The organism is Puniceibacterium confluentis (assembly GCF_007923445.1).
Lineage (GTDB): Bacteria > Pseudomonadota > Alphaproteobacteria > Rhodobacterales > Rhodobacteraceae > Puniceibacterium > Puniceibacterium confluentis.
The window spans coordinates 40,475-51,857 of the sequence record NZ_VOJI01000008.1 but is presented as its reverse complement, the minus strand read 5'-3'; the positions used below and the strand labels follow the sequence as shown (position 1 = coordinate 51,857).

13 protein-coding genes are annotated in these 11,383 nt (G+C 63.8%); 6 read left to right on the top strand and 7 right to left on the bottom strand.

Annotated features, from left to right (window positions below; translation table 11 throughout):
* The first annotated feature begins 57 nt into the window (after positions 1–57).
* The 6 genes from FOY53_RS10650 (at position 58) to FOY53_RS10620 (ending at position 4,739) form a co-directional block, all read left to right on the top strand.
* Complete coding sequence (locus FOY53_RS10650; protein WP_146588588.1) at positions 58–252, top strand: hypothetical protein; 195 nt, start codon at positions 58–60, stop codon at positions 250–252.
* 75 nt (positions 253–327) lie between these two features.
* Positions 328–555 carry a hypothetical protein gene (locus FOY53_RS10645; protein WP_146588586.1) on the top strand — a complete coding sequence of 76 codons (228 nt, stop codon included), beginning with the start codon at positions 328–330 and terminating at the stop codon, positions 553–555.
* A gap of 352 nt (positions 556–907) precedes the next feature.
* Positions 908–1,267 carry an ABC transporter permease subunit gene (locus tag FOY53_RS10640; RefSeq protein WP_186766571.1) on the top strand — a complete coding sequence of 120 codons (360 nt, stop codon included), beginning with the start codon at positions 908–910 and terminating at the stop codon, positions 1,265–1,267.
* Between the two features lie 769 nt (positions 1,268–2,036).
* Complete coding sequence (locus tag FOY53_RS10630; protein ID WP_146588580.1) at positions 2,037–2,999, top strand: VOC family protein; 963 nt, start codon at positions 2,037–2,039, stop codon at positions 2,997–2,999.
* Between the two features lie 2 nt (positions 3,000–3,001).
* Positions 3,002–3,673, top strand: coding sequence for a 4-carboxy-4-hydroxy-2-oxoadipate aldolase/oxaloacetate decarboxylase (locus tag FOY53_RS10625; RefSeq protein WP_146588578.1), 672 nt, complete (start codon positions 3,002–3,004; stop codon positions 3,671–3,673).
* A complete protein-coding gene (locus FOY53_RS10620; RefSeq protein WP_146588576.1) occupies positions 3,666–4,739 on the top strand; it encodes a 4-oxalomesaconate tautomerase in 1,074 nt (357 codons plus the stop codon). Before FOY53_RS10625 ends, FOY53_RS10620 begins: the two co-directional genes overlap by 8 nt.
* On the opposite strand, the gene FOY53_RS10615 is transcribed toward FOY53_RS10620, so the two are convergent.
* From FOY53_RS10615 to FOY53_RS10585, 7 genes are read right to left on the bottom strand one after another with little or no spacing between them, the layout of a single operon-like run.
* Positions 4,736–5,737, bottom strand: coding sequence for a Gfo/Idh/MocA family protein (locus tag FOY53_RS10615; protein ID WP_146588574.1), 1,002 nt, complete (start codon positions 5,735–5,737; stop codon positions 4,736–4,738). The genes FOY53_RS10620 and FOY53_RS10615 overlap by 4 nt on opposite strands.
* Positions 5,734–6,621 carry a sugar phosphate isomerase/epimerase family protein gene (locus FOY53_RS10610; RefSeq protein WP_146588572.1) on the bottom strand — a complete coding sequence of 296 codons (888 nt, stop codon included), beginning with the start codon at positions 6,619–6,621 and terminating at the stop codon, positions 5,734–5,736. Before FOY53_RS10610 ends, FOY53_RS10615 begins: the two co-directional genes overlap by 4 nt.
* Positions 6,622–6,633: 12 nt before the next feature.
* Positions 6,634–7,467, bottom strand: a complete 834-nt coding sequence (locus FOY53_RS10605) for a carbohydrate ABC transporter permease (protein ID WP_222435243.1) — start codon at positions 7,465–7,467, stop codon at positions 6,634–6,636.
* Positions 7,464–8,363, bottom strand: a complete 900-nt coding sequence (locus FOY53_RS10600; RefSeq protein WP_146588570.1) for a carbohydrate ABC transporter permease — start codon at positions 8,361–8,363, stop codon at positions 7,464–7,466. Before FOY53_RS10600 ends, FOY53_RS10605 begins: the two co-directional genes overlap by 4 nt.
* Positions 8,364–8,422: 59 nt before the next feature.
* Positions 8,423–9,649: an ABC transporter substrate-binding protein gene (locus FOY53_RS10595; RefSeq protein ID WP_146588568.1), complete on the bottom strand. Its 1,227-nt coding sequence runs from the start codon at positions 9,647–9,649 to the stop codon at positions 8,423–8,425.
* A gap of 23 nt (positions 9,650–9,672) precedes the next feature.
* Entirely contained in the window at positions 9,673–10,629 is a 957-nt protein-coding gene (locus FOY53_RS10590) for an alpha/beta hydrolase (RefSeq protein ID WP_146588566.1), read from the bottom strand.
* Positions 10,626–11,321: a GntR family transcriptional regulator gene (locus FOY53_RS10585; RefSeq protein ID WP_146588564.1), complete on the bottom strand. Its 696-nt coding sequence runs from the start codon at positions 11,319–11,321 to the stop codon at positions 10,626–10,628. The genes FOY53_RS10590 and FOY53_RS10585 overlap by 4 nt, the downstream gene beginning before the upstream one ends.
* Positions 11,322–11,383 lie beyond the last annotated feature (62 nt).

Below are 11,383 nucleotides of genomic sequence, written 5' to 3'. Positions count from 1 at the left end.
TGATGACGGGATACATCCATGACCAGGAGACGGAGTTTTTCGAACAAGTTCAAAGCTATGGTAGCGCCTGAGGCGGTGCGCGGAGACAAGACGGCGCAAGAGATCGCGGCCGGGCACAAGACCCACCCAACGCAGGTAACAACATTGAAACGGTCGATTGACGGCCTGACGGGTGTGTTTTTCTGGCAGGGAAAAGAGGGCCGAAATCAGGGAACGCCGCGCCAGGATCGGGAAGGTGTCGGTCGAATATGATTTATTGTCACAAGGGCAGAAGCGGTGAGCCCGGCAGTTGATACGCAGTACCGATGAGAGGGGGAACGCAAAGCGATGCCCCGCAAGGATCATACGGTCCTGAGCCTGACCCGGCAGTGCAAGCTGCGGAAGATCGGCCGGTCGTCGCTGTATTGCACACCGGTTGGGACAGATGCTGAAACGCTGAAGCTGATGACCGAGATCGACCGGGTGTTCACAAAATACCCGTTCTTTGGCAGCCGCCAGATGGCACCCTGCCACCTGGCGGGTTTCCTGCCGGTCGTCACCGCCTGCGTCGTCTGATGCGCGTCTTGGGGCTTCAAGCCATCCGACGCCCGGCAGTGCATGTTTACCTGCATGAGAGGGTACAAAGGCCCCAACACCAGCAAGAAGCCTAACCAAGCACCCGATCTGTCCTTACCTGCCGAGGAAGCTGCCAATTACGCGCCAGAACCGGGTCTGGTGTCGCGACATTACCGACATCCCGCTGCGGCGCGGGTTGTTTTGTCGGGTGGCGATCCACTGCCCGGCAGCGGTTTGCCCGCAAACCATGAGAGGGATGGGCCGGGTCGAACGCACCCTGTCCGCCGGATCGAGGACTTGACATGATTGATGTCATCCGGCTGCCGGTGCCCGTCGTGCTCAAAGGATTGTGGTGACACTTACGCTGGCGGCGCTGTCAGTCGCGATCGGGTTCCACTTCGGGCCTGGCCTGGCCCTCATGCGCACGTCGCACCGTCGGGCGGTGTCGGATATTACCCGCGCCTGCATGATTGCCATTCGCCGCACGCCGCTGCTGGTGCAACTGTTCCTGATCTACTATAGCCTTGGCCTGATCCGGTTCACCCACGACACCCCGGCCCTGTGGAGGGTGGACAGTGAAGGGTCGCGCTGCGCCGTAATGGCGCTGGCGCTCGACACTGCCGCCTATTCCTCGGAAATCCTGTGCGACGGCCTGACCTCGGTGCCAGTGGGGCTGTTCGAGTTGGCAAAGCCTGTGGCACGCCCCGCCTGACCCGGTTCCGCTGTACTCCCTTTTGCGGGCGACGGCGAATGCCGTCCTGAAAGCTGGGTGCCCAGGAGCGGCGCATATGGCGCAAGCGGCTTCCAGCCATCGGCACCCCCTCCGCATCCGCGCTGTGGAATTCGCTGCTGCCCGTGGCGGTGGCAGAAGGACGGCGCCGCCGCCCGCGCGCGCGACGCAATCACGACCGCCGGACCGCCGGAACCCTCATCCACATTGCTCTCATCCACCACTTCAGCGCCCACGGCACAGTCGAGATCGGCCGCGTCTCATGAAATCAAAGGCCACAGCAGTTTCACGCCGCAAGGCGCCTTTCTGCGTCAAAGCCTCCCCCGTGCCAACTTTGCCCAAGGCGGTGGGCACTGCGATTGGGCGGTCCCGGGAAGGTCGGCTACGGAAAGATGATTCCGCCGTACATGACCCGGATCTCGACACATTCACATCACACCTGATTGGTTGTCAGCGGGGCTGCACCGTTGCAGACCCACCTTGGCACCTCGCGTCCGTCCGCTGGCGCTCGCAACCTCGGCGTCCGACATCCTTCGCCACTGCCATCCGCACATCGCCATAGCACAAACTTATGATGGGACACGGCCTTTCGAATTGCCCGTTGCCACGGCGGGCTTCAGTGTTTCTCTCATCGACTGCCAAGGAGAGACCACATGTTCGCCTGCCGAACCGCGCCAGTCATTTCCGCACCGGCCGCGGATATTGTCTTGTGTTGCGGCGGCGCCGTCGCGCCAGAGAGAACGGGAAACCCATGACCAGTGAACCTTGCCTTGACATCGCGCATCTCGGGCATGTCGAGATGCTGACCGACAAGTTCGAGGCAAGTCTCGACTTCTTCACCCGTGTTTACGGGTTGAAGCTGTCGGCACGCGACGAAACCTCGGCCTATTTGCGGGCCTGGGACGACTATGAATTCTGCACATTGAAGCTGACGCGTTCTGAGACGACCGGAGTCGCTCATATCGGCTATCGCGCCGCTTCGCCCGCCGCCCTGGATCGGCGGGTCAGGGCTGTCGAGGCTTCGGGGTACAAGGTGCTCGGCTGGATCGACGGCGACGAAAGTCATGGCCGCGCCTTTCGCTTCGAAGATCCTTTCGGGCATGTCTTTGAGCTGTATTACGACACCGTCTGGTACACGGCGCAGGACAACGACGATCGCGCCGCGCTGAAGAACACGGCCTCTGCCTTCACCGGGGCCGCCCCCCGCCGGCTGGATCACCTCAACCTGCTTGCCTCCGACGTCGCCGAATTCCGTCGTTTCATGGAAACCTGTCTTGGAAGCCGCGTGACCGAGCTGATCCAGCTCGACAATGGACGCATCGGCGGCTGTTGGTTCACAGTCAACAACAAGACCTATGACCTTGCCTGCACCGAAGAGCATGCCGGCGGTAGGGCGCGGCTGCATCATGTGACCTATGCCACCGACCAGCGCGAAGATATCCTGCGGGCCGCCGATATCTTTCTGCAGAATGGTGTGCATATCGAGACCGGCCCTCACAAGCACGCCATTCAGGGCACGTTCTTTCTCTATGTCTGGGAGCCCGCCGGCAACCGCGTGGAACTGGCCAACTCCGGCGCCCGGCTGATCCTGGCACCGGACTGGGAGCCTGTGTGCTGGACCGAGGCCGACCGCAAGAAGGGTCAGGCCTGGGGGCTCAAGACCATTGAAACCTTCCACACCCACGGCACGCCCCCTGTGCCAAAGGAGATTTGACCATGCATCAGGTGATCCGGAACATTCCCCGCGCCGACCGCGCTGTCATCGACGCCCTGGGGACTGCGGGCGTCGCCACGGTGCACGAGGCGCAAGGCCGGATCGGCTGCCTCGCGTCGCATCTGCGCCCGATCTACACCGGCGCGCGCACCGCCGGATCCGCCGTCACGATAAGCGCGGCCCCGGGCGACAACTGGATGATCCACGTCGCCATCGAGCAATTGCAGGACGGCGATGTCATGGTGCTTTCACCGACAGCCCCCTGTGACATGGGCTATTTCGGCGATCTTCTGGCGACCTCTGCACAGGCCCGTGGCTGCCGTGGGCTGATCATTGATGCCGGGGTGCGCGACATTCGCGATCTGACCGAGATGAATTTTCCGGTCTGGTCGCGCGCCATCAGCGCCCAGGGCACGGTCAAGGAAACGCTGGGGTCAGTCAACGTGCCCATCGTCTGTGCCGGTCAGACCATCCACGCGGGGGATGTGATCGTGGCCGACGACGACGGCGTCTGCGTCGTGCGGCAGGCCGACGCTGCCGCGGTGCTGGACAAGACCCGGGCGCGCCTGGCACTGGAAGAGTCCAAGCGCGCCCGGCTGGCGGCGGGTGAACTGGGCCTCGACATTTATGACATGCGCGCCCGGCTGGCCGAAAAGGGGCTGATATATGTCTGACGGCATCCCCTGCCTGTGGATGCGGGGCGGCACTTCCAAGGGGGCGTATTTCCTCGCCTCCGACCTGCCTGCCGAACCCGCTGCGCGGGACAGCGTGCTGCTGCGCGTCATGGGGTCGCCGGATGAAAACCAGATCGACGGAATCGGCGGGGCGGACCCGTTGACGTCCAAGGTTGCAGTGCTGGCGCCCGCCAGCCGTGCCGATGCGGATGTGGATTACCTGTTCTTGCAGGTCTTCGTCGACAAGCCGCTGGTCAGCGGCGCGCAGGGCTGCGGCAACATCCTGGCGGGGGTCGGTCCCGCAGCCATCGAACGTGGGCTGGTCGCCGTGGCGGGCGACGAGACGGCGGTGCGGATCCATATGGTGAACACCGGCGAGGTCGCGACCGCCACGATCCAGACGCAGGAGGGCCGGGTCAATTATCGCGGCACCACTCGGATAGACGGCGTGCCGGGGCAACATGCCGCCGTGCCTTTGTTGTTCGAACGTCTTGCCGGGTCGACCTGCGGTGCCTTGCTGCCCTCGGGCAGCGCCGTCGATGTCCTTGACGGCATTGACTGCACGCTGATCGACAACGGAATGCCCTGCGTCGTCATGGCCGCTGGCGACTTTGGCCTCGCGGGCGATGAGGATCGCGCAGCGCTTGACGCAAATTCGACATTGAAACAACGGCTGGAGTCGATCCGGCTGCAGTCGGGCCCGCTGATGAACCTCGGTGACGTGACCGACAAGAGCGTTCCGAAGATGACCCTCGTCAGCGCCGCCGACGGCGCTGCGATCGCCACACGGTCGTTCATCCCGCACCGCTGTCATGCAACCATCGGGGTGTTTGCCGCCGTCACGGTTGCCACCGCCTGCACCTTGGCGGGATCGCCGGCAGGCCGGCTGGCGACCCTGCCCGACGGCGACATGTTCCGCATCGCGCACCCGACCGGCACGGTGGAGGTCATTCTGCGCCGCACCGTAAGCGGCTCGGTCGCGCAGGCCGGGATAATGCGCACGGCGCGGCTTTTGTTCGACGGCCGCGTCCATCCGGGCCCGCCGACGGCACGCCGACCTTCCTAGATGCCCTCGAGCCCCGCTATCATGCGTTCAAGGTTTGCCATCGCCGTGACCCCGTCCGCGATCACCGGGGCCGCTGTCGGCTGGCCGGACAACCCTTTTGCGACATCCGCCATCAGCGCGGCATAGCCCTTGTGATCCTCGTTCGCGGCGGCGGTGAAATTCGGCTGCCAGACAAGGCTGTCAGAAGCCCCATCCAGAACCGCCAGGGGGTCTTCGGCCTTGAATTGCGGATCGCGGTGCCAGGCCACGTGGATGACGTTGTCGACCTCGATGCGGTTGTGGTCACCCATGACCGTGATCTGTTCCATCGGCGTGCCGCGCGACTGGACCGTGCCCATGACCACATTGCCGATCACGCCGTTTTCGCAACTGAACCCCATGTGAAACAGGATCCGCCCCGGCGCGGGAGTGTTGCGGCGCACCGTCATTTCGGCGATCGGACTGCCTGCGAGCCAGGGCATCAGATCCATGTAATGCACGCAATGGTGCAGGTAGAAGCCGCTGTAGTCCACTTCGCCCGCAAAATAGGTCGGAGCGGTCATATAGCTGCCTGTCAGCCCGAGAACAGGGCCAAAGTCCCGGCCGCGCAGGATGTTCTGCGCGATCCTGTTGCCGGTTGAATAGCGTTTCATGAACCCGACATAGACCGGCACACCGGTACGTTCGGAGGCTAGTTGCAACTCCTGCGCTTCGGCATGGGTGGCGGCGGGGGGTTTTTCCATGAACACCGGCAGCCCCTTGTCCAGAGCGGCAAGGGTCGCGGCATGATGCACCCCGGGGCCGACCGCCATGCAGATCGCATCCAGCCCCGGTTGCTCCAGCAGGTCGCGCCAGTCGGTATAGGTCTGCGTCACGCCATAATGCCCCGCAGTGTTGGCCAGCGCTGCCGCGTCGCGGTCACACAGGGCGGCGATGCGCATCCCCGCGCGCCCGATCTGGGGCAGCAGCATCCATGTGGCGTGACGGCCGCAGCCGATCCATCCGATGTTCAGGGTCATTGGGCATACTCCGCAAAATCCAGCGCCGAGCGGATCAGCGCAAGGCCGGCGCGCAACTTGGGCGTTTCATCCTCGGCCGGGGCGCGCCAGTGGGCGATCGGCAGGGCCAGGCGCTGATCGTCCCGCCTGAACGGCTCCAGGGACAACGGGCCGCAATAGCCGACCTGATGCAGCGCCCGCATGATCGCGGGCCAGTCCATGTTGCCGGTACCGGGAAAGCCGCGGTGGTTTTCATTGGCCTGAAAATGCACCGTGCGCCTGCCCGCCAGACGGATCGCGTCAGGGATCGACTGATCCTCCATGTTCATGTGGAAGGTGTCCAGCATCAGCCCGAGACCCGCATCATCCACCGCATCGACAAGCGCGATCCCCTGGATCGTGGTGTTGAGCATGTCCGTCTCGAAACGGTTCAGCGGCTCGACCGCAAAGACCTGACCGGCCGTGCGCGCAAGCGGCGCGACCTCGGCCAGACCGGAGATCATGCGGTCGGCGCGGGCCTTCATCTCATCGGCGCTGCGCGGCAGCGGAGGACGGCCGGCAAAGACCATCGGTTCGCCGTAAAGCGGGCCGCCAATGATCGTGGCCCCCAGTGCCGCCGCGCTGTCCACGCAGGATTTCAGGTAGTCCAGACCGCCCTGCCGCGCCGCCCTGTCCTCGGATGCGATCGAGCGCTGCGGATTGACGCGGGCCGCCAGCACGATGCCAAGACCTGCCTCTTCCAGTGCGTCACGGACGGTGGCAAGATGGATGCCGTCCTCGGGTTCGGGCACGAGCAGTTCGATGAAATCAAAGCCCATGGCCTTGATTTCCCTGAACAGATGCAAATGGGCGCCGGTGAAGGGGCGCACGAACTGCATCGAGATAATGCCGACGGGATTCTTCAAAACCTGGAGTCCTTATCCTTTGACCGCGCCCGCGGTCATGCCTGCAATCAGGCGTTTCTGTATGATGAGGAACAGCAGCGTGGCAGGCATCGCGCCAACGATCCCGCCAGCGGTCAGCAGTCCCCATTCCACCTGGTATTCGCCGATCAGGGTCTGGATCGCGACGGTGATCGGCTTGACGCTGCGCCCGCCCAGTGTCAGCGCGTACAGGTATTCGTTCCAGGCGGTGATGAAGATGTAGACACCGGTCGCGATGATCCCCGGCGTGCACAGCGGCAGCACGACCCGGAACAGCGCCCCGAACCGGGTACATCCATCGGTCATCGCCGCCTCGTCCAGCGACCTTGGAATGCCGTCGATGTAACTGGTCATCATCCAGACCGAAAACGGGATCGCGACGGTCGAATTCGCGATGATCAGCGCGGCGTAGGTGTCGACAAGGCCGAGGGTCTTCATCAGGATGAACAGCGGCAGGATCAGCAGCACCAGAGGGAACATGTTGATCACCAGAAATTGCAGCATCAACAGTCGCCGCCCCCGGAACCGGAACCGCGAAAAGGCGTAGGCCGCGGGCACGGACAGGGCCAGACCGACAATCACCGTGCCGACCGCGACGATAAAGCTGTCCAGCAGGTTCGCGCCGAAGCCGACGGTGGCGAAAAGCCTGACATAGTTTTCCAGCGTCGCGCCGACCAGCGATGGCCCGTCGGTGAACAGTCTGCTTTCCTGCGTGAGCGAGGTCAGCATCATCCACAGGTAGGGCGACAGGGTAAAGGTCAGGATCAGCACCACCGGCAGATCCACCGTCAGGATGCGGCGCAGTTTCGAAGTGTTGCGGACCATCATGCGATGGTCCTCCCGGCACGGCGCAGGTAGAGAATGACAAACCCCAGCAACAGCAGCGTGAAGCTGACGGCAAGAGCCGATCCATAGCCGTAATCCAGACCGGTGCGCGCCTTGATGAAGGCATAGAGCGGCAACGTGTAGGTCGAATACCCCGGCCCTCCCCCGGTCATGACAAAGATCACGTCGATGGAATTCGCGACCCAGATCACCCGCAGCAGCGTCGCCGTCATCAGCACGCCCGCCAGGCCCGGCAGGGTGATGTGCCAGAACTGGCGAAACTGCGAGGCACCGTCGATAGACGCAGCCTCGTAGTAGCTCTTGGGGATGGATTGCAGCCCCGCCAGGATCATCACCGCAAAGAACGGAAAGCCCTGCCAGGTCAGCGTCAGGATGATCGCGTACAGCGCTGTGTCAGGGTCGGCCAGCCAGGGGATCGAGGTCTTGATCAGGTTCACGCGCAACAGCAGATCGTTCAGCACGCCATAGTTTGAATCGTAGATCCAGACCCACATCAGCGCGATCACCACGGACGGCAGCGCCCAGGGAATGATCACCAGCGCCCGCGCCAGACCACGCCAGGGGAAATCCTGGTTCAGCAGCAGCGCCGTCGCAAGTCCGAGCAGCATCTGCGCCGGCACGGTGATGGCGATCCAGAGCACCGTGTGGCGCAGGGAGGTCCAGAACACCGGGTCGTTCCAGGCGGTGACGAAGTTCTTCAGACCGACCCAGTCAAAGTTCTTGGGCCGGAACAGCACATAGTCATGCAGGCTCATCCACAGCGCCTGCAGCATCGGCAGGAACACGATGGCCAGCGTCACCAGTACGGCGGGTGACAGCATGACAAGGGGCAACACCCGGCGCGACAATGGCACCGGCGGAGCGTTTTGGACGGACATGGGCTGACTTCCGGTTGAAGGAGCTGGCGGACCGCCGGGGCAGCCCGCCAAGGCAGGGATCAGTCGTTGTATAGCGCGTCGATCTCGGCGTTCATCTCAGCCGCGGTGATCTCGCCGATCAGCGCGCGCTGCATCGCGACCGGCCAGACGGTGTTGGTGAAATCCGCGGTCTCGCTGGTGTTGGGCAGCAGTTGCGCAAACGGCAGCGACGCCACTGTCGCATCCACGAACCGCTTTTCATGCACGTTCCAGCTGGCACTGTCGGCCTTGGTCACCGGAAGCTGGCCGGTTGCCTTGTTGAACTCGGCGTTGTTGCCCGGGCTGGACAGGAAGCTGATCCATTTCCACGCTGCCTCCTTGTCCTGCGCTGCGGAAAACACCGCCGTGCTTTCATCGCCGAAAGCGGTCCAGTGGCCGCCGCCACATTCCGGCACCGGCACCGCCGATACCTTGTCGCCCAATGCCTCGACCATGCCGGCGGACGAACCGATGTGGTGGATCGTCATCGCGGTTGTGCCACCCTGAAAGCCGCCGATCACCTCCTTGAAGCCGTCGTTCGGGGCCGATGGCGGGAACACCTTGTCCTTCTGGAACAGGTCCAGCACAAATTGCGTGCCCGCAATGCCGGCATCGGAGGTCAGTTCTTTGGGGCCAAAGCCGACGCCGTCGCGCGACAGGGTCAGGCTGGCCCAGTGATCATGCCCGCCCTTGCCGCCACGAAAGCCGAAGCCGTAGACATCGGTCTGCCCGTCGCCATCGGTGTCGCGGGTCAGGGCCGTGGCCACGTCGCGGAATTCGTCGCAGGTGGTCGGCGGGGTCAGCCCGAGTTCGTCAAACATGTCGGCCCGGTAATAGAGGTAGAGCACGACGTATTGCACCGGCAGGTAATACTGCGCGCCATCGGCCGCCGCTGTCAGCGTCAGCAGGTTGTCCTGGATCTCTGACGTGCCGTCCCAATCCTTCAGCCAGTTGTCCAGCGACTCCAGCGCCTCCATCTCGATCAGCCGGGGCTGCGCGTTCAGCTTGACCAGCGCCGCATCCGGCCCCGTCCCCGCCACGATCGAGGTGTACAGCTGGTCGTAATAGCTGTTCCACGGCACGTTTTCCGCGTTTACGGTGATGCCGGGGTTTTCTGCTTCGAACTTTTCGACCAGCGTCGACATCGGGTTGTCGGCATTGTCGAAGTGATACCAGAAATTCACCTCCTGCGCCTGCGCTCCGCTGCCAAGGGCGGTGCCTGCCAGCATGGCCGCCATCAGGGTCGGCTTGATTTTGAAATGCGTCATTGTCGTTCCTCCCAGTTAATTTCTCAGGTCCTTGTCTGTGTCGGCGTGGCTGTCAGGTCGCGAAATGCCGCCCCTGCATCCGCCAGCGCCTTGCGCGCCTCCTCAAGCGCGATGGTCATCTGCATGAAGCCGTGAACGACCCCTCCGTGCAGGCGGAATCTGTCCCGGCGGCCCAGGGCCGAAAGGCGGTGGTACATCCGCTCGGAATCCGACCGCAGCGGGTCGATTTCGGCGGCATTCAGGTACAGCGGCGGCAACGAGGCCAGCGCGGCATCCTCCGCTGCCAGCGGGGCGACCAGCGGATCGCGGCGCGTGCTCTCTGGCGTGTACCAATCCCAGTAGCGGCGCATCTTGTCCCGGGACAGGCCCGGACCGTCGGCGCAGTCGATATAAGACGGCGTTTCGAAATCCGCCCCGTAAACGCCGTAGAACAGCAGCCCGCAGTCGGGTCGCGGCGCATCCTCCAGCATCAGCGCCAGCGCGAGGTTTGCCCCCGCGCTGTCGCCGGACAATGCGAACGGGCCGGACAACTCCGCAAACGGCCCCTGCCCCGCCGCCAGCGCCTTCCAGACCGCGCGGCAATCCTCCAGCCCCGCCGGATAGGGGCATTCCGGTGCGAGCCGATAGTCGCACAGCACCACCGTGGCCTCTGCCTCCTGTGCCAGCACCCGGGCACAGCGTTCGTGCGTCGCCATGGAACAGAAGGCCCAGCCGCCGCCATGAATGAACAGGATCGTGCCGCGCGCCGCTCCCTGTGGCATCAGGATGCGGCAGGCAATCTCTCCGTCTGGACCGCTCACCGAAACGTCGCGCGCCAGTGCCAGTTCCGGCAGGTCCGCGTTCCAGCGAAGATTGCCGGCGGCGGCCTGCGCCCTGCCCTTGTCTGCAGGCAGCAGCGTGGGGTCGGGCAGGCCCGCATCCTCGGCCGCCAGACGATCCAGAATGACCTGCATCTCTGCTGACGGGCGCGGTCTGCTCATGTCCTGTCCCGCAGAATGCTGGGGCCGAAATCCACGATGGTGGTGATGTGATGTGACAACGCCTCGACTGCCTTGTCCGCATCTTCCGCTTCGAGCGCCGCCATGATCGCAAGATGCCGGTCCGCCGTTTCCCTCAGATCGCGACTCTGGTCGGGGTGCAGGATCTTGTAGCGATGGGCATGGACCAGCGCGCGGGCCAGAACCGGCTGTACCGGCGGCAGATCCGCATGGGCGAAAAGATCGGAATGAAAGGCGCGGTCATGCACCGAGAGCAGGTATTCGTCGTCTGCCTCGGCGGCCTTCTGCATCGCTTCGAGATGTCCCCGCAGCGCATCGGCAAGCGCGGCGCCATTGCGTGCAATCGCCCGCCGTACACCCCGGCACTCGATGTCGTGCCGCAACCGGATAAGTTCTTCCGCATCCTCGGCGCGGCAATCGGCGACGGTGGTGCCCCGATGTGCCTGACGATGGACCAGCCCTTCTTCCTGTAGCGAAAGCAGCGCCTCGCGGACGGTCCCCTGACTGACTTCGAACCTGTTGGCGAGCTCCAGTTCCAGGAGTGTCGACCTCGGCGCCAGCATGCCCAGAACGATTTCGCGCTGCAGCCGCGTGTAGATCGCAAACGACCGGCGCGACGCGACCGCCCGCCCCGATGCCGGTGTCGTGGGTTTGAGAAAATTCTCCAATGCCATATCGACTCGCTTGCCTTCAGCTATCATTATCAATAACGATAATATAAGAAGTTGAAACCTGG

Coding starts and splice junctions, on each gene's coding strand:
- FOY53_RS10615 (WP_146588574.1), bottom strand. CDS start 5,737: ATGACCCTGAACATCGGATGGATCGGCTGCGGCCGTCACGCCACATGG.
- FOY53_RS10600 (WP_146588570.1), bottom strand. CDS start 8,363: ATGTCCGTCCAAAACGCTCCGCCGGTGCCATTGTCGCGCCGGGTGTTG.
- FOY53_RS10585 (WP_146588564.1), bottom strand. CDS start 11,321: ATGGCATTGGAGAATTTTCTCAAACCCACGACACCGGCATCGGGGCGG.
- FOY53_RS10595 (WP_146588568.1), bottom strand. CDS start 9,649: ATGACGCATTTCAAAATCAAGCCGACCCTGATGGCGGCCATGCTGGCA.
- FOY53_RS10605 (WP_222435243.1), bottom strand. CDS start 7,467: ATGATGGTCCGCAACACTTCGAAACTGCGCCGCATCCTGACGGTGGAT.
- FOY53_RS10645 (WP_146588586.1), top strand. CDS start 328: ATGCCCCGCAAGGATCATACGGTCCTGAGCCTGACCCGGCAGTGCAAG.
- FOY53_RS10620 (WP_146588576.1), top strand. CDS start 3,666: ATGTCTGACGGCATCCCCTGCCTGTGGATGCGGGGCGGCACTTCCAAG.
- FOY53_RS10625 (WP_146588578.1), top strand. CDS start 3,002: ATGCATCAGGTGATCCGGAACATTCCCCGCGCCGACCGCGCTGTCATC.
- FOY53_RS10630 (WP_146588580.1), top strand. CDS start 2,037: ATGACCAGTGAACCTTGCCTTGACATCGCGCATCTCGGGCATGTCGAG.
- FOY53_RS10590 (WP_146588566.1), bottom strand. CDS start 10,629: ATGAGCAGACCGCGCCCGTCAGCAGAGATGCAGGTCATTCTGGATCGT.
- FOY53_RS10650 (WP_146588588.1), top strand. CDS start 58: ATGGTAGCGCCTGAGGCGGTGCGCGGAGACAAGACGGCGCAAGAGATC.